The organism is Perlucidibaca aquatica (assembly GCF_001676655.1).
Taxonomy (GTDB): Bacteria; Pseudomonadota; Gammaproteobacteria; order Pseudomonadales; family Moraxellaceae; genus Perlucidibaca; species Perlucidibaca aquatica.
Genome location: NZ_LZDB01000002.1, coordinates 742052 through 758776, shown reverse-complemented (window position 1 = coordinate 758776; position 16725 = coordinate 742052). Strand labels below are relative to the sequence as shown.

17 protein-coding genes are annotated in these 16725 nt (G+C 51.7%); 11 read left to right on the top strand and 6 right to left on the bottom strand.

The window, feature by feature from the left end:
- Positions 1-98: 98 nt before the first annotated feature.
- Positions 99-974: a metal-dependent hydrolase gene (locus tag A8710_RS07310; protein ID WP_068859253.1), complete on the top strand. Its 876-nt coding sequence runs from the start codon at positions 99-101 to the stop codon at positions 972-974.
- A 62-nt stretch (positions 975-1036) separates the two neighbouring features.
- Here the strand turns inward: A8710_RS07310 and A8710_RS07305 are convergent, their stop codons facing one another.
- A complete protein-coding gene (locus tag A8710_RS07305) occupies positions 1037-2221 on the bottom strand; it encodes a CaiB/BaiF CoA transferase family protein (RefSeq protein ID WP_068859251.1) in 1185 nt (394 codons plus the stop codon).
- Positions 2222-2434: 213 nt separating this feature from the next.
- Between A8710_RS07305 and A8710_RS07300 the strand changes: the two genes are divergently transcribed.
- From A8710_RS07300 to A8710_RS07270, 7 genes are all read left to right on the top strand, one after another.
- A complete protein-coding gene (locus A8710_RS07300; RefSeq protein WP_068859248.1) occupies positions 2435-3343 on the top strand; it encodes an acyltransferase in 909 nt (302 codons plus the stop codon).
- 9 nt (positions 3344-3352) lie between these two features.
- On the top strand, positions 3353-3637 hold the full coding sequence (locus A8710_RS07295; protein ID WP_068859245.1) for a PA4642 family protein: 285 nt from the start codon (positions 3353-3355) through the stop codon (positions 3635-3637).
- Positions 3634-4665: a DUF2804 domain-containing protein gene (locus A8710_RS07290; protein WP_068859242.1), complete on the top strand. Its 1032-nt coding sequence runs from the start codon at positions 3634-3636 to the stop codon at positions 4663-4665. The genes A8710_RS07295 and A8710_RS07290 overlap by 4 nt, the downstream gene beginning before the upstream one ends.
- A gap of 166 nt (positions 4666-4831) precedes the next feature.
- Positions 4832-5293, top strand: a complete 462-nt coding sequence (locus A8710_RS07285; protein ID WP_157686340.1) for a DUF4282 domain-containing protein — start codon at positions 4832-4834, stop codon at positions 5291-5293.
- Between the two features lie 21 nt (positions 5294-5314).
- A complete protein-coding gene (locus tag A8710_RS07280; protein ID WP_068859238.1) occupies positions 5315-6568 on the top strand; it encodes a serine hydrolase domain-containing protein in 1254 nt (417 codons plus the stop codon).
- A 134-nt stretch (positions 6569-6702) separates the two neighbouring features.
- Positions 6703-7851, top strand: coding sequence for an acyl-CoA desaturase (locus A8710_RS07275; RefSeq protein WP_068859235.1), 1149 nt, complete (start codon positions 6703-6705; stop codon positions 7849-7851).
- Positions 7848-9296 carry a protein adenylyltransferase SelO gene (locus A8710_RS07270; protein ID WP_068859232.1) on the top strand — a complete coding sequence of 483 codons (1449 nt, stop codon included), beginning with the start codon at positions 7848-7850 and terminating at the stop codon, positions 9294-9296. The genes A8710_RS07275 and A8710_RS07270 overlap by 4 nt, the downstream gene beginning before the upstream one ends.
- Before the next feature lie 3 nt (positions 9297-9299).
- Here A8710_RS07270 and A8710_RS07265 read toward each other — a convergent pair whose 3' ends face one another.
- From A8710_RS07265 to A8710_RS07245, 5 genes are all read right to left on the bottom strand, one after another.
- Complete coding sequence (locus A8710_RS07265) at positions 9300-9977, bottom strand: hypothetical protein (RefSeq protein WP_068859230.1); 678 nt, start codon at positions 9975-9977, stop codon at positions 9300-9302.
- A 10-nt stretch (positions 9978-9987) separates the two neighbouring features.
- On the bottom strand, positions 9988-10653 hold the full coding sequence (locus A8710_RS07260; protein WP_068859227.1) for a hypothetical protein: 666 nt from the start codon (positions 10651-10653) through the stop codon (positions 9988-9990).
- An 81-nt stretch (positions 10654-10734) separates the two neighbouring features.
- Positions 10735-11553 carry an NADPH-dependent 7-cyano-7-deazaguanine reductase QueF gene (gene queF, locus A8710_RS07255; RefSeq protein WP_068859224.1) on the bottom strand — a complete coding sequence of 273 codons (819 nt, stop codon included), beginning with the start codon at positions 11551-11553 and terminating at the stop codon, positions 10735-10737.
- Positions 11554-11557: 4 nt separating this feature from the next.
- A complete protein-coding gene (locus A8710_RS07250) occupies positions 11558-12337 on the bottom strand; it encodes an ABC transporter permease (protein WP_068859221.1) in 780 nt (259 codons plus the stop codon).
- Positions 12334-13266: an ABC transporter ATP-binding protein gene (locus tag A8710_RS07245; protein ID WP_068859219.1), complete on the bottom strand. Its 933-nt coding sequence runs from the start codon at positions 13264-13266 to the stop codon at positions 12334-12336. The genes A8710_RS07250 and A8710_RS07245 overlap by 4 nt, the downstream gene beginning before the upstream one ends.
- A 214-nt stretch (positions 13267-13480) precedes the next feature.
- Here A8710_RS07245 and A8710_RS07240 point away from each other — a divergent pair, with 214 nt between their 5' ends.
- From A8710_RS07240 to A8710_RS07230, 3 genes are read left to right on the top strand one after another with little or no spacing between them, the layout of a single operon-like run.
- Complete coding sequence (locus A8710_RS07240; RefSeq protein ID WP_068859216.1) at positions 13481-14758, top strand: NAD(P)/FAD-dependent oxidoreductase; 1278 nt, start codon at positions 13481-13483, stop codon at positions 14756-14758.
- Complete coding sequence (locus tag A8710_RS07235; protein ID WP_068859213.1) at positions 14755-15510, top strand: DUF1365 domain-containing protein; 756 nt, start codon at positions 14755-14757, stop codon at positions 15508-15510. The genes A8710_RS07240 and A8710_RS07235 overlap by 4 nt, the downstream gene beginning before the upstream one ends.
- Positions 15507-16724 carry an SAM-dependent methyltransferase gene (locus A8710_RS07230; protein WP_068859210.1) on the top strand — a complete coding sequence of 406 codons (1218 nt, stop codon included), beginning with the start codon at positions 15507-15509 and terminating at the stop codon, positions 16722-16724. The genes A8710_RS07235 and A8710_RS07230 overlap by 4 nt, the downstream gene beginning before the upstream one ends.
- Position 16725: the final 1 nt, after the last annotated feature.

Sequence of the window (16725 nt, the reverse complement as noted above, 5' to 3'; positions counted from 1 at the left end):
CACACCTTTTCAGGCATTCCACCGACATGAAACGCCGGAAATAGTTGTCGATCATGAAGCCATCAACTCATACATCACTCCATCGCGAGGCTAGCGTTATGTCCAGCTTTTTCAATCCGGTATCCATCCATCAGCAAGGCTCCAGCTTTCCCGTGCGTCGCATGGATTTTGATCTGCGCGGGATTAACAAATACTTCGTTAACAATGACCCTGTGCCGACTATGATGTGGCTGGCTTTTCAGGCGTATTTCCCCGAGGGTGAAAGCTTCTTCGTTGACTCGGTGCGGGACATGCGTGATCAGGTAAAGGATCATCGACTCCAGAAAGATATCGGTGCCTTTATCGGCCAAGAGGCCATGCATGGCAAAGAACACTATGCCGCTAACGAAGAGCTCAAGCGGCAGGGTATTGACGTCACTTCCCTGGACAGGGCTGCTGATCAAGCTCGCCGTCTCGGCAATCGCTATCTGCCGAAACGCTTTCGTTTAGCCTTGACAGCTGCGGCTGAACATTTCACGGGCGTTATTGGCAGTCAAATCGCACGCCGAGAAGATTTTCGATCGAGCATTATTGATGATAGAGCCAAGGCACTTATCCTCTGGCATGCCATGGAGGAGATTGAGCATCGTGCCGTGGCTTTTGATGTGTACCAAAGCACCGGTGGTGGCTATCTGACACGCGCGATGGCCATGACGGCAGTCTCGGCAGGCATAGCACCGGTAGTTTTTTATGGGATGGTGGCTTGCTTGCGCCAAGATGGGCAGCTATTCAATCTGGCTTCTTGGAAGCGCTTTCTGGAGAGCTACTGGGGTCGCCATGGCTTCCTGTCGGAAGCTATACCGGAGTTGCTGCGCTACTACCGACCTGATTTTCATCCCGATGACACGGACTCTCATGAGCTCATTCAGACTTTCAGGCGCGAGTTGGGCATTACCGATCCAGCCCTATCTGAGCACCCCGATCACATCCATTGAAAATGCATGAAGGCAGAGCTTGAAAGAGGCCGCGCTCAGCGTGGCCTCTTCGGCTGGATGGCTTACGCCACCACCCCTTTGCTTTTGAGCTGCGCAATACTGTCTGACGTTAGCCCTGCTTTTGCCAAAACCTCGTCGGTGTGCTGACCCAGGATCACGCCGGCGTATTGATAGCTCGGTGGCGTTGCCGAGAACTTGAACGGTGATGCCAGTTGACGCTGACGGCCACCATCGAGCTGCGGCACATCGACCAGCATGCCACGCGCCTGCATCTGCGGATGCTCACAGGCTTCACTGAAGCTCAGTACCGGCTCTGTGCAGGAGTCCATGGCCGCAAAAATGGCCGACCACTCCGCATACGTCTTAGTCTTCAGTGCTTGGCGAAGCGCTTGCTTTAACGCTGCTACACGTTCTGGCAACATCACTAAACCTTCAGGCGCTAACTCTGGGCGGCCAATCGCAGCACAGAATTGCATAAAGAACTGGGGTTCTAATCCGCCCACAGACAAATAACGGCCATCAGCGGTTTCATAGCAATCATAAAACGTGCCGCCATTGAGCTGGGTTGTCTCTAACGCTGGCTGATCAGCGCCCATCAGTGCGCCTGGCGCTGTCAGGGCGTGCAAACTAAAGGCGGCATCTGTCATCGAAATATCAATGTGTTGCCCCTCACCCGCCGCTTGCCGGTGAATAACAGCCGCTAACAAACCAATGACCGCGTGGCATGAGCCACCGGCAATGTCGGCTACTTGAACCGCCATAGGCGCCGGGCCGGAGGCTTTGCGACCGTTGTAGCCAATCACCCCCGCAATCGCTAAATAGTTAAGGTCGTGGCCCGCGCGATCTTTATACGGACCCGTTTGACCGTAGCCCGTAATTGAGCAATAGATCACTCGCGGGTTGACCGCTTTCAGGGCTTCGTAGCCAGCACCCAGTCTGTCCATTACACCTGGACGGAACTGTTCAATGACAATGTCATATTCAGCAACGAGTTGCTTAACAATCGCCAAACCCTCGGGTTGCTTCAAGTCGATGGCAATCGAGCGCTTCGAGCGGTTCAGATAGCCATGTGCTGCCGAGGTGCCATCACTGGCATAAGGCGGCATCAGGCGAACCATGTCGGGACGGGATGGCGCTTCTACGCGCAAGACATCCGCCCCCAAGTCCGCCAGCATTAAACTGGCAAATGGCCCCGGTAATAATCCCGAAAAATCTAGTACTTTTAACCCACTTAATGGACCTGCCATTTCATCTCCTCACGACATAACTGATCTGTGACTAATCGGTCGCGATAGTAGAGAGTTCAGCAGACATTCGCCAATGACTGATTGGCTCATCACAATTGACGCCATGCATCACTTAGGTCGGGTATTCATCGGCTCTCGGTGGCCATTTTCTTGCGCAGCAAAGTGCGCTTATCCATACTCATGACCCGTTAACCCTTAAAGGATTGTTGTCGGATGCTGGCCTTTCTTCCAGCCCCTCTGCTGGGCATCATTGTTGGTCTGTTAATTGTGGGCGCGATTACGTTCTCAGCCATCCTCATTTTGCTGGCGAGTCCGCTTAAATTAATGGCTCATGTTTGGCCGGCCTCCGCTACCGTGACGCGCGGCATCCTGTCTGGTATCCAGGAAAATTGGACTGCCATGAATGCGCAAATTTTCAAGTTACTGCCCCCGATACATTGGGATGTTCGGGGAAGCAGCTCACCAACGCGTGACCGTTGGTACTTTGTTATTGCCAATCATCAAACATGGGTCGATATTTTGGCGTCTTTCCATGTGCTTAATCGCCGCGTTCCGCCGCTGAAGTATTTTCTTAAGCAAGAACTGTTTTATGTGCCCATCATCGGCTTGGCGGTCTATGCCTTGGACTATCCGTTTATGAAGCGCTACAGCCGCGAGTTTTTGGCTAAGCATCCACAACTCCGTGGCAAGGACTTAGAAACCACCCGTAAAGCGTGTGAGAAGTATCAGCACTACCCCGTGAGTGTGCTGAATTTTCTTGAAGGCACCCGGCGAACGCCGGAGAAACATGAACAGACACAATCACCCTACCGACACCTCCTGAAACCTAAGTCAGCGGGCGCCTCTTTTGTGTTGAGTGCATTGGGCGAGCGCATGGACTGCCTGCTCGACTTAACCATTGCCTACCCGCAAGGAACACCCAGCTTCTGGGATTTATGCTGTGGACGCGTTCAGCGGATTGTTATCGACATCGAGACACGCCCTATTCCCGCAGCGTATTGTCAGGGGAAGTATGAAGAAGACCCCATTTTTAGAGACAATTTTCAGTTATGGATTGGCAGCATCTGGGAAGAGAAGGACAATAAGCTCGAACAGATTCTCAATCCTCCGCAAAACGTTTAGGAACACGATATGGCGCTCTCGCAACCTGCTACATTTGATGAAACTTGGAGTGACGAACGCGTTGCTTCTTATCTCAGTCGCGACCCGGTCGCCGGCGAAAATGCAGATTTTCATGTCTTAATGACGGCGTACAAGCATATGCGCGCAGCGGATTTTCAACGGCTCTTAGTCATGTTCAAAGCCGCTGGTCGCGACGTTCAGGCACGTAATCAACAGGGACGCTCCCTGCTGGAGATTGTCCGTGAACACCCCCAGTCGGATGCCTTTGTTAAGTTATTGAGCGACTTCACTTGAGCCTTAGCGCTAACCATATTCTTCGCAATGGCCAGATCCAATTTGGCTATTTTGAGGACAGCGTCTTAGACGCTAACGGGCGGCATGACATCACCCCCGATGCGTTTGGAAGGCGCCGAAGCGCTTTAGATAAAGCCCTGAAATATAAGCAATTTCAATACTTCGGCGGGATGAGTCAGCGCTTTGTATTTGGCTGTGCATTGATCGACTTAGGCTATTGCAACTCAGTCTTTGCTTATCTCTTCGACACCAACACCGGTGAGTTATTCAGTCGCAGCATCAAGCGCCCGGGCCACGTGGGAATGTCACTATCCACTAGCCCTGTGGCGGGTCAGAGTGCGTTTAACGCCGCCGACCTCACGGTACTTCAAGGCTACGAAGCAGAGCCCCGCGTTAAAACGCTCAGGCTCCAGATTGGCGATGAGCTATTCATAGACGCACGTATGCCCGAAAGCGGCTTTCAACCCATGTCGCTGACCACCCGTGCGGGCTATCACGGCTGGGTTTATGCCAATAAAACCGCAGGGCTCGCCCTAACGGGTGAGTTGATCTGGCGCGGCCAACGGTATGATCTCGCTGAGCTCGGTGCGATGGGGCATCACGACTTCTCTTGCGGCTTTATGCGACGAGAAACCTGGTGGAACTGGGCCTGTCTGTCAGGGCTTGTTCGCGATGAATCGAATATTGAACATACCCTGGGCTTAAATATTTCAACTGGCGTGAACGAGACCACGTTCAGTGAAAACTGTGTATGGATCTCTGGGCAATGTATTTCCTTAGCCTCAGCAACTTTTGAGTTTGACCCCCAAGATGTGCTTCAGCCCTGGCAAGTCAGCACGTTAGATGGCCGCATTAAGCTGACATTTACGCCACTGGGTCTTCACAAAGAAAAACTTCAACTTCCCCTGCTCAAAAGTCATTTCCGACAGATCTTTGGTCGCTTTAATGGGCGTGTAGAAATTGATGGGGCGTGCTATACGGTCAGTAACTTAACGGGCTTTGTCGAAGATCAATTTGTCCGTTGGTAATTAGTGAGTAAAAAAAGGTATGTCTCATCGTCACCCACGTCACTTACAACGGCGGCTACCTGCGGGCCATCCGGATCGCGAAACGCGTCCTTCGAGTTCTGGCCAAGCCCCGAAGACCAGCGACTCATCGTCACCTCGCACTAACCTCAGAGTTCCACAAATTTCTATGAAACCAAAACCTGGTAGCCTGCCGCCACGTCGAAATATCGCGCAACTTTTTATGGATTATTTGCGCATTCTGTTTGACTTAAAATTCAATCAATACCTCACGGTTCAATTGCTACCCCTACTTTATGTGGTGTTGGTCATTGGGGGTTTGGGCGTCATTGTTCAGCTCGTGGTAGATGCTTTTTCCCACAGCACCCAGCGTGGGCTGATCTATGTTTTAGCCTTTCCAGTTGCTGCCTTAGTCTGGGCCTCCGCTTGCCGGGCCACGACCGAGTTTTTGTTGGTCGTTTTTCGTATGTCCGAAGATGTGCGTACGCTGTCGCAAATCACTCCTACCGTGAAAAAGATAGATGCCATGTTCGCAGGCTCTAATTGGGTCAGCCGACTGATGCCATTTATTAAAGCCTTTCAAGACAACCCAAATGTCAGTTCACCCAAAAACACCCCAGACACCCACTGATTCTGCCTTGCGAGTAATAGCGTGAAACTTTTCTCCACCAACACCATTGCTGTTCCCAACGATTTATCCGCTTTGATTCAAGTCATTCCGGGCCAAGAAGTTGACCCGCAGGATGTGGGCTTAACGGCCCACCAACGGGATCTCATTTGGACCGCCGTTGAGAACCTATATCGCACCGGTATTTCTCCCGCGGTCACATTTTGCCTGCGTAAAGGCGGCAAGGTTGTGCTGAACCGATCCTTGGGGCATCGTCGTGGAAATGGCCCTGCGGACTCGCCAGATACGCCCAAAGAGCTGGCACATCCAGACACACCCATGTGCCTGTTCTCGGCCTCAAAAGTCGTGACTGCAATGTTGGTACACAAACTCGCCGAAGATCATCAGATCGACCTACTGGCCCCCGTTGCTCACTACCTGCCCGAGTTTGGCGTGAATGGTAAGCAGCACATTACGGCAGCGCATATTCTGTCCCACCGTGCGGGTTTACCCACCATCCAGGGCGATTTTGAAACCGACTTGCTCTTTGATACCCCGGCCGTCGTTAAGGTTTTGTTCGACGCTAAACCTCAATCCCGATCCGGCCATAAAGCGGCCTACCATGCCGTCACCGGTGGCTATATTTTGGGCGAGCTTATCCAACGCGTTAGCGGCATGGACGCTCGTCAGTACCTGCAGCAATTAATCACCACGCCGTTGGGCATGAAGCACTTTAACTACGGCTTAGCACCTGAACATCGCGGAACTGAAGCCGTGGGCTATGCCACGGGCTTGAAGCCAGTGCTGGCTGTCGATTGGTTTTTACAGAACGCACTGGGAGGCGACTTAGATACCGTCGTGAATCTCACGAACGATCCGCGATTTATGGATGTGATCTGCCCTGCCGGGAATATTTTTGCCACCGCAGATGAAGCCTGCCGCTTCTTTGAGCTGTTGTTACGCGGTGGCGAGCTCGACGGTCAGCGCATCTTTGATCCTGTAACCGTGAAGCGCGCAACCCTAGAGGCCGGCAAACCACAGTTTGATGGCACCCTGCTAGCGCCTCTACGTTACAGCCACGGCATGATGTTGGGTGGCAATCCCGTGGGCCTCTATGGGCCTATGACTGGCCGGGCTTTTGGGCATTTGGGTTTTTCCAACATTTTTTGCTGGGCCGACCCTGAGCGTGACATCTCGGTGTCTTTGCTGACCTCGGGTAAACCCGTGATTGGCCTGCATTTGCCCGCATTAGCCATGCTGCTCAGCACGCTCTCTTTCCAAATTAAGCGTCGTTTCTGAGTCTGACATGTGTGCTTCACATGAGTGGAATACCCTCATTTTGTGAATTACCACTCATCGGTCAATTTACGCAGGACAACTTGTTCCGCTATAATCAACTCCGTGAACACTCATTCACTCAAACGAGACCTTTTATGACTGATTCAACCGCAAAGCCTCCCATTAACTGGCCAGGCGCGATTGTTTTACTCAGTACCCCCCTCATCGCAATGATTCTGCTGCCGTGGTATGCCTTAAACCACGAATTTTCCAGCGCCGCTTGGTGGAGCTTTTTGCTTTTAGCCGGCGCTAACGGCATGGCAATCACCGCTGGCTATCACCGCCTTTGGGCGCACCGTACCTATGAAGCGCACTGGACGATCCGAATTATTTACATGATCTTCGGCACCATGGCGATTCAAAACAGCATCTTGGTATGGGCCTCTGGCCATCGTACTCACCATCGCCATATTGATGATGTTGATCACGATCCCTACTCCGCTAAGCGTGGCTTCTGGTTTTCCCACATTGGCTGGATGTTGCGTCAATACGAATCCGGTCGCGATGACTTCCGCAATGCCCCGGATCTGTTAAACGACAAGATTGTTATGTTTCAGCACAACCACTATTTGAAGCTAGTGCTGCTGACTAACATCGGTATCCCCGCGCTCATTGGCTATGCCGTTGGTGATGTTTGGGGCGTGCTGTTACTGGGCGGTCTGCTGCGTCTGGTATGGAGCCATCACACGACCTTCTTTATTAATTCGCTGGCGCATATGTGGGGAACACGGCCTTACACCGATGAAAATACCGCTCGCGACAACCCCGTGCTGGCGTTACTGACTTACGGTGAGGGCTACCATAATTACCATCACATTTTTCAGTACGACTACCGTAATGGCATTCACTGGTATCAGTTTGACCCTACCAAGTGGCTCATCTTCGCCCTGTCTTGGGTCGGCTTAACGCGCAACCTCAAGCGTTGCCCGCAGTTTGCGATTGAGAAAGCCAAACTGACAATGCAGTTTAAATATGCTGAAGAGAAACTGTCGCTTCAGGCCGCTGGTCATGCCCAGCTCGAGGCGTGGAAAGCCAAGCTGGCGCAGGAGTATGAGCACTTTAACCTGGTACTGAATGACTGGAGCAAACTCCGCGAAACATGGTTTGCTGAGAAGAAACTGGAGCTTTTACATAAATGGGAAGAAGCCAGCTTCCGTACCCGCTTCCAAGAAATTGAGTATCGTTTAAAGATGCAGCGCAAACGTTTGCGTTTACTCACTGCTCAGGTGCCTAGCGTCGCGTGATTCAGTTTAGTAATCGCTATATTCAGCTGCCGGACGTCTTATGGCGACGGCAGCTGCCTACCCCGCTTCGCAATCCCCGCCTACTTTCCATTAATCACCCGCTTGCAGATGCGCTGGCGATAGACGCCGATTGGCTGCTATCACCCGAAGCACTATCGGGTCTTTCTGGGCATTCCGTTTGGCCTGGCGCTGAGCCTATTGCCATGAAATACGCTGGCCATCAATTTGGCGGCTGGAATCCCGACTTAGGCGATGGACGTGGGCTCCTACTCGGCGAAATAATCGATAGCTTGGGATGCCGCCAAGACTTACACCTAAAAGGTAGCGGACCCACACCCTTCTCCCGTATGGGCGATGGACGCGCTGTTTTACGCTCGAGTATTCGAGAGTACCTGGCCGGTGAGGCTTTGCACGCACTGGGTGTGCCAACCACTCGGGCGTTGGCCTTGGTTGGCTCTGACGAGCCCGTGCAACGAGAGCGGCGCGAAACGGGAGCCACTCTGTTACGAGTTGCTAACTCGCATATTCGCTTTGGGCATTTTGAGTGGCTCTGCCATAGCCAACAGCACACTGAATTAGCGGCCTTAGCAGATCATGTCATTGCAAGGCATTACCCTGAGTGCTTAGGCGCTGAAAAGCCCTATGCAGCGCTGTTTGCCGCCGTGGTTAAACGCACTGCCACGTTGATGGCAGATTGGCAGGCCGTTGGTTTTGCACATGGCGTGATGAATACCGACAACTTCTCTATCAGCGGTCAGACCTTAGATTTCGGCCCCTACGCCTTCATGGAAAATTATGATCCAGCGCTGATTTGCAATCACTCAGATCATAACGGGCGCTATGCATGGTACTTGCAGCCTTCTGTGGGCTTTTGGAACCTTAACGCCTTAGCGCAAGCCTTTACCCCCCTCGTGTCGGTCATAGACTTGCGAACCGCACTCGAACAATACGAACCCGTGCTGACACAGCATTACGACGGGCGCATGCGCCAACGCCTAGGGCTTACAACGCTCGAAGCGGAAGATAAAACGCTGGTGCAGGCGTGGTTAGACCTGTTGCGAGCAGGTGATAAGGATTATCACAGCACAACTCGTCAGCTAGGCATGACGCGTGTTGAAGAGCAATTAAAAGCCGTACAGCAGGACTGGCCGAATCAAGAGGCGTCAGCGACGGATTGGCTGCTTCGCTATCAAGCGCGACTTCATCGTGAACGGTCTGTAGAAGTGGATCGGCAACAGCGTGTTCAGCAGTCTGTGCCAGCGTATGTCTTGAGAAACTATTTAGCTGAGATAGCCATTAAGGCGGCTGAAGCCGGTGATGCCCAACCCCTGAATACTCTTTTAGCGGTAGTACAGTCGCCATTTCAGGTTCGCGATGAGTGGTCCGCCTATGCCGGACTTGCACCGGCATGGGGACGCTGCTTAACGATTAGTTGCTCGAGTTAAGCTTTAGGTTGCTCGCAACATACTCAAGAAGTACGTCGCAAAATCCTTAGCTTCATGCTCCCGCAACGCAGGGATTAAACGGTTAATGGCCATTTGTGAGCCCTTATTAATCGCGCTTTGCCCTACGCTAAAGACATTACGTGCAATAAAGCCCAGCTTGAGAGCTTTTGCAGAGTCTTCATAAAAGGCAGCAATTGCCAAGGCAGAAAACCTGAGCATACTGTCATTCAGTGCTTTCTTATTGACTTGCCCTTGAGCAGTCGCAGACCAAACGGAATGCAAGTTAGCGTAATCCGCTTCAGATAACTCAAAACTGATGAACTCGCGCACACCTTCACCATCATTCAATAAGGTGCGACGCTCATTGATATAGGCGGCAACAGGCTGCAACTCTTTATTATCGAGCTTACTCAGCACTTGCTTAATTAAGGAGTGCACCGTGCTTTTAATCAGGCTGGCTACGGTTTCTAGCGCTTTTGGCGCGGCACTGTCCGCAGACGCCCCGTTGAGCAGATTCAGGATCAGCGCGTCCACAATTTCATCCGCATAACGCTGAGCTAACTGAACAACACGAGGTGCCTGCGGTTCCGTCGGAATACGCCCGCCCGCATAGGCCGTAATTACCGCGTGAAAATCTTGCTGCAATTCTGTGGAGGCAGCGAAGGCAAACAGTTTGGTCAAAATGCGCTCCTTAAGCCTTCACGAACATCGAGTCGTAATGTGCGCAAACACGCTTTAAATCGTCATCGCTCATGCTAACAAAAAGTTTGGCGACGGCGCTTTGACTGCCTTTGAGAATGGCGCTACGACCGAGGTTAACCATTTTTTGTTTGACAAAACCTAACTCTAAGGCGCCGGTAAATTCGTCATAGAAACACGCCGTTGAGAGGTTAACGAACTCATTCATAGCCGTTGTTAAGTCTTCACGACTGTTAGCCATGTCACCTGCTGCAATGCGCTTTAATACGGCCTCAAAACGGCTGCCCACGGCATCTGGCATGCTAAAGCCGAAGCGTGCGGCGCCATTCACCATGACCCGACGGCGCGACAAATAGGCTGCTAACTTATCCTGCTCAGCAGGACTGACCTTGCCCATGATCTGCTTAATCAGCGTGTGCATGGTGCTCTTCAACAAATTCGCAAGCATGCCCAAGATGCCAGCTCCCTCGCCATTGGTTTTCAAAATATCAATGACATCGAGTGCTAAGGCTTTAATCACACCATCGGTGGTGCCAACTGCTAATGCCACTGGAACCGAAGCATCTGCATATTGGCCTTTGGCATGATTGGTCAGCAGGTCGTCCAAGGTCTGTTGAAGCTTGGCATCGAGAGGAAATGAGAAGAAGTAAGCGCTCATAATTTTTCCTTAAAGTAGAAATGAGTTCGTTATTAGTTTTAGGTAACGCATCTTGGCGACGCCCTTCGCATTTGGCAAGAACTACTGCCGGGACGTACGCCAGCGCGTTGTTAACTGTTCAAAGTTGGAACGAAATGGGTTGATATCCAGCCCGCCGCGTCGGGTATAGCGTGCATACACCGATAGCGCCTGAGCACCCGCATACTGCTGCAAGTCCACAAATATGCGCTCTACACACTGCTCATGAAAATCTGAATGTCGGCGAAAAGACACCAGGTACGCCAACAGAGACTCCGGCTGAATACGAGGCCCCTGGTAATGAATGAGCATACTGCCCCAGTCCGGTTGGTCCGTGACCGGGCAATTGGTTCGCAGCAAATGCGAGTGCCAAACCTCATCCACCCAGGTGTTTTCTTCGATTTTCAGCAAACTGGGGTCGGGCAAATAACTCGTGGTTTGCAGCGCCAAGCCATCTAAGCATTGACCAGGAAAATCCACTAGGGATTGGGCTTCATGTGCCGGCTGCAGCGTAAGTAGCACGGGTGCTTCGGCCGTTACAGACAGGTCGTGCTCAACTTGGCGAATAAACGCGTCTGCCGACTCGAATGGGGTGAAATTCAAGCCATTGAAGTAAAGCTTTAGCGATTTTGACTCAATGAGATTGGCTGAGCTTGCGGGCACACGAATTTCACCGATGGCAACCACAGGCTTACCACTCAAGTCCAACCAAGACACCTCATAGTGTGTCCACACATCCACGCCATGAAAGGGCAAAGCGTCATTATCTAAACCCAAACTGGCGCGGGTCAGCTCTCGTGGGATGGGCTGTAGCAAATTGGCATCATAACTATCGGGATAGTCCGTCACCTGCCCGAGCTGGGTCATTTCATGCAGGTTCATGCCGTTACTCCCGCATACCCGTGCCTTGCTGCAATAAGCGTAGGGCAACGACGTACAAAATCACGACTAAGACGGTAATAAAGCTCAATGAGGCCACAATGGACACGTCGCTGTGGCCAAGCACGCCGTAACGGAAGGCATTGACCATATAGACGATAGGATTCAGGTAAGACACGCCCTGCCAGAACGGAGACAGCAGAGTCATCGAGTAGAACACCCCACCAAGATAGGTCAATGGCGTCAGAATAAAGGTAGGGACAATCGATACGTCATCAAAGGTTTTGGCATACACCGCGTTAATAAAACCGCCTAAAGAGAACAGCACGGCCGTCATAAACACACTGTAGATCATGACAAAGGTGTGATGCAGCGATAGGTCGCTGAAAAACAGCGACAGTAAGGTAACGATGAGACCCACGGCTAGGCCACGCGCCACGCCGCCCAGCACAAAACCGATCAGGATAATGGACGGCGGTACGGGCGAGACCAGCAGCTCTTCAATGCTTCGCTGAAACTTAGCCCCAAAAAAACTGGAGACGACATTGGCATAGGAGTTAGTGATGACGCTCATCATGATCAGGCCGGGCACAATGAACTGCATGTAGCTATAGCCGCCCATGCTGCCGATATTGCGTCCAACCAGATTGCCAAAAATCACAAAGTACAGCGTCATCGTGATGGCCGGAGGGAGTAAGGTCTGCACCCAAATCCGGGTAAAGCGCCTAATCTCTTTACGAACAATCGTTTGCAGCGCAATTTGATTCGCCGTCGATAATAAACTCACACTGCATCTCCCACTAAATTCTTCTCAACCAGACGGACAAACAACTCTTCCAAACGATTGCTTTTGTTACGCATGCTCGTGACATTGATGCCGGCCAAGCTCAGCTCAGCGAAAACGGCGTTGAGCGACTGCCCTCGCTGAATATCCACTTCAACCGAGCCAGGGGCACTGAGGCGTGCGTTATAGCCAAGCAATTGGGGAAGTGTGCTGAGCTCACCCACACAGTCGAGCACAAAGGTTTCTTGTTGCAGCTTGGCCAGCAGGGATCGCATGTCCGTGTTTTCGACCACTTGGCCTTTATCTAAAATCGCAATGTTGCGACACAGAGACTCTGCTTCTTCTAAATAGTGGGTGGTCAGAATAATGGTTGTGCCCTCTTGATTGAGCTTGCTCAAGAAGTCCCACATGGATCGCCGAAGCTCGATATCAACACCCGCCGTGGGCTCATCCAGAATCAACAGCCGCGGCTCATGCACTAAGGCTCGGGCAATCATTAATCGACGCTTCATGCCGCCAGACAACATGCGGGCTTGTTGAGCATGCTTGTCCCATAAACCCAGCAAATGCAGATACTTCTCTGCTTGGTCATAGGCTTTCTTCACCGGAACACCGTAGTAGCCGGCTTGCGTAGCCAAAATATCGATGACTTTTTCAAATTGACCGAAGTTGAACTCCTGCGGGACGACACCCAGCTGACGTTTTGCTACCTCGGTGTCTACATCCAGATCGTGTCCGAAAATGCGTACCTGACCTGCTGTTTTTTTCACCAACGAGCTAACAATGCCAATGGAGGTTGATTTGCCCGCACCATTCGGACCAAGCAGTGCAAAGAAATCCCCTTCGGCCACCGTCAGATCAATGCCTTTGAGCGCAGAAACGCCGGATTTATAGGTTTTGGTCACGCCAGAAAGCTGAAGAGCAACGGACATGCGAAAAATTCCTTAGAAATTGAAAAAAAGTTGGATATGCGCTGTAACAAAACCATTCGTTTCCAGTCTATCACGCGTGTTCACCTGAACAGCGAGCGGACAAAGCTTAGCTTGTTGGCCGTTTGTCCAGCACAAATGCATACAGCTTGCAGAGATGATCAACAGCAGTTAAAGAAATTAAGCGGTATTGCTTAAGCTTAGAAGGATACAACGAATGAAAATTGCGGTCGTGGGTTCGGGCATTGCAGGGCTTAGCGCAGCCTGGATGTTAGCCAAGTCACATCAAGTCACCGTTTATGAAGCGGGAAACTACGCCGGTGGTCACAGCAATACCGTCGATGTCTCCTTGGATGGTCTGAACGCTCCCGTAGATACCGGTTTCTTGGTTCATAACGATCGTACCTACCCTAACCTCATCGCGCTCTTCAAACTACTCAAGCTGGACACCCCCGCCAGTGATATGTCGTTTAGCGTGAAGCTGCCTCACCTGAATCTGGAATGGGCGGGCGCCAATCTAAGCACCCTGTTCGTGCAAAAGCGCAACTTAGTTCGCCCCGGCTTTTGGCGAATGATTCGGGATATCTTGAACTTTAATAAGCGTTCTCACGCATTACTCGATGAAATGCGGGGTTCGGGTTTGACCTTGGGTCAGCTCCTCGAGCGTGAAGGCTACAGCCAAGAGTTTCGTGATTGGTACCTCTTGCCCATGGGTGCCGCGATTTGGTCTAGTCCCATGGATGAAATGGCGGACTTCCCTGCCGAAACCTTTATTCAGTTCTGCCTCAATCATGGCCTGCTGCAAGTCAATGATCGTCCGCAATGGAAAACCATTCGTGGTGGCTCGCGGGAATACGTAAAGCGCTTGGTCGCCGCGATTGGTGATGTTCGATTGAACACACCCGTGAGTGCGGTTAGGCGTGAAGCAGCTGGGGTCGCCGTTACCACTGCCCAAGGTACGGAACTATTTGATCGGGTTATTTTAGCCACGCACAGCGATCAGTCCCTGGCGATCTTGCAGGATGCTCACCCTGCCGAACAAGCCGTCTTGTCGGCGGTTCGATACCAAGCGAACACCGCTTATTTGCATACCGACTCGGACTTGATGCCGAAACGGCGCGCAGCTTGGTCGGCATGGAACTACTACAGCGGCGCCGAGCAACAGGGTCAATATCCTGTGGCCGTTTCGTATTGGCTGAATCTCCTTCAACCGCTGCCATTCGCTCAGGATGTGATGGTCACGCTGAATCCGCCCACGCCACCGAAGGCCGATAAAACAATTCAAGTGATTGAATATGCTCATCCCTTGTTGGATACCGCGGCCTATGAAGCCCAAAAAGCTTTACCTGCGGTGCAAGGCTTAGATCGTGTCTATTTCTGCGGTGCCTGGACCGGTTACGGCTTTCACGAGGACGGCCTTAAGGCTGGCATGGCCGTCGCCAACTTATTGGGCGCCTTTGCCCCTTGGCAGCAGGCAAACGAGGCTGCGGCATGAATAAGCCTTGGCTTTATAAAGGCAAGGTTGGCCATGCCCGCTTAGGTGGCATAAGCAACGCATTTGCCTATGAAAGCCTGTTTATTTATTTCCCGATTCATCGGCGCCAAGAACTGGCCAGCCGGTTGTTTGGCTATAACCAATGGCGTTTATTTGGCTATTACGACGCTGACCATGGTGATGGTGGAGATCCTGAGCCGTGGATACGCCGCATTTTAAAAGACCATCACATCGACTTTGCCGACGGCGATATATACCTGCATGCGCTGCCCAGAATATTGGGCTTTGTCTTTAACCCGGTCAGCTTCTGGTACTGCCACGATCAGCAGAAGCAACTGCGAGCTGTGTTGTGTGAGGTCAACAATACCTTTGGCGAACGCCACTGTTACTTACTGACGGCAGAAGATAAAGGTGTCATTGATGCAGAAACCGTGCTGATTCGGGAAAAGGTTTTCCATGTTTCACCGTTCTACCCCGTGAACGGTCATTACGAATTCCAATTTGCACAGCAAGCGAACTTTAGGCGCGTGCAAATTGATTATTGGCAGGACGGCCAGTTGTCCTTAAAGACGCATGTTTCTGGTCATGCCATGGCCATGACGGATCGTCATTTATTGAAATTATTTGGCCAGTTGGGCTGGGCCACCGTCGTGGTGGTCGCCCGCATTCATTGGCAAGCCTTAAAACTTTGGCGGCAAGGGGTGAGTTTTCACCGCAAGCCCACTCCCCCTACTTTGGAGATTTCCTCATGAGCATGTCTGAAAATACCGCTATTGATCTCGCTCGCGCACCGGCAATGGCCAAGCTCATGCTAAAGCTGTTTGAGCGCCTAACGATCGGCACATTAACGGTGACGTTTCCCGGTGGCGGACATCAGGTCTATGGCGGGAAGCTGCCCGGTCATAACGCGTTTCTAGACATAAATGACTGGTCGGCTTGCAGCCTGATTTTGCGCTCTGGCGATATTGGGCTAGCCGAAGCCTATCGCGATAATCTGATTGACATACCAGACATTCCCGCTTTGTTGCTCATGGCAATGGCTAATGAAGATGCGCTAAGTCAGGCGTTTTATGGCAGCTTCTGGGGAAAGATTTTCTATAAATTCAAGCACTTCGTTGCCAATCGTAATACCCGCAAAGGCAGCAAAAAGAATATCCACGCGCACTACGATTTGGGCAACGACTTTTATAAGTTATGGCTCGATCAAACGATGACGTATTCATCGGCCATTTTTTCTACTCCCAACATGCCCCTTGCCGAGGCTCAGACGGCGAAATATGAGCGCCTGCTAAATCAACTCAATGTCTCGGTGGGTGATCACATCTTAGAAATTGGCTGTGGCTGGGGCGGATTTGCCGAACATGCCGCTCTAACACGCGGTGTTAAAGTGACGGGCATCTCGCTGTCTAAAGAACAGCTGGTATGGGCTAAAAATCGCGTTAAGGGCACTGCCGCAGAGGCGCTGTGTGAATTTAGGTTCCAGGACTACCGCGATGTCACCGGTAGTTTTGATGCCGTGGTATCTATTGAGATGATTGAGGCAGTAGGCGAAAGCTACTGGCCCTCCTACTTTGGCAAAATTTATGAGGTATTAAAGCCCAATGGTCGTGCCGGCATCCAGGCCATCACCATTGCTAACGAGCGTTTCCAAGCTTACCGAGTGAATACAGACTTTATCCAACAATTCATTTTCCCCGGTGGCATGCTGCTTTCACCTGAAATTTTGGCGCAGCAAGCCCTTTCAGCCCATTTAGAAATAGTGGACGAGTTCGAGTTTGGTCGCGATTACGCCGAGACACTCAGACGCTGGCGCGCTGATTTTGAAACTCAATTGCCGGCTATTCGGGCGCAAGGCTTTGATGAGGCCTTCCTAAAAATTTGGCGCTTTTATTACACCTATTGCGAAGCAGGATTTGACTCCGATCGCACCGGTGTTCGCCAAGTGGTTTTACAGCGCAAGGGCTAAA

Excerpts from the sequence above, each read along its gene's own strand:
- A8710_RS07245 (WP_068859219.1), bottom strand. The coding sequence starts at position 13,266 with ATGTCCGTTGCTCTTCAGCTTTCTGGCGTGACCAAAACCTATAAATCC.
- A8710_RS07295 (WP_068859245.1), top strand. The coding sequence starts at position 3,353 with ATGGCGCTCTCGCAACCTGCTACATTTGATGAAACTTGGAGTGACGAA.
- A8710_RS07285 (WP_157686340.1), top strand. The coding sequence starts at position 4,832 with ATGAAACCAAAACCTGGTAGCCTGCCGCCACGTCGAAATATCGCGCAA.
- queF (WP_068859224.1), bottom strand. The coding sequence starts at position 11,553 with ATGAACCTGCATGAAATGACCCAGCTCGGGCAGGTGACGGACTATCCC.
- A8710_RS07310 (WP_068859253.1), top strand. The coding sequence starts at position 99 with ATGTCCAGCTTTTTCAATCCGGTATCCATCCATCAGCAAGGCTCCAGC.
- A8710_RS07300 (WP_068859248.1), top strand. The coding sequence starts at position 2,435 with ATGCTGGCCTTTCTTCCAGCCCCTCTGCTGGGCATCATTGTTGGTCTG.
- A8710_RS07305 (WP_068859251.1), bottom strand. The coding sequence starts at position 2,221 with ATGGCAGGTCCATTAAGTGGGTTAAAAGTACTAGATTTTTCGGGATTA.
- A8710_RS07230 (WP_068859210.1), top strand. The coding sequence starts at position 15,507 with ATGAGCATGTCTGAAAATACCGCTATTGATCTCGCTCGCGCACCGGCA.
- A8710_RS07275 (WP_068859235.1), top strand. The coding sequence starts at position 6,703 with ATGACTGATTCAACCGCAAAGCCTCCCATTAACTGGCCAGGCGCGATT.
- A8710_RS07240 (WP_068859216.1), top strand. The coding sequence starts at position 13,481 with ATGAAAATTGCGGTCGTGGGTTCGGGCATTGCAGGGCTTAGCGCAGCC.
- A8710_RS07260 (WP_068859227.1), bottom strand. The coding sequence starts at position 10,653 with ATGAGCGCTTACTTCTTCTCATTTCCTCTCGATGCCAAGCTTCAACAG.
- A8710_RS07235 (WP_068859213.1), top strand. The coding sequence starts at position 14,755 with ATGAATAAGCCTTGGCTTTATAAAGGCAAGGTTGGCCATGCCCGCTTA.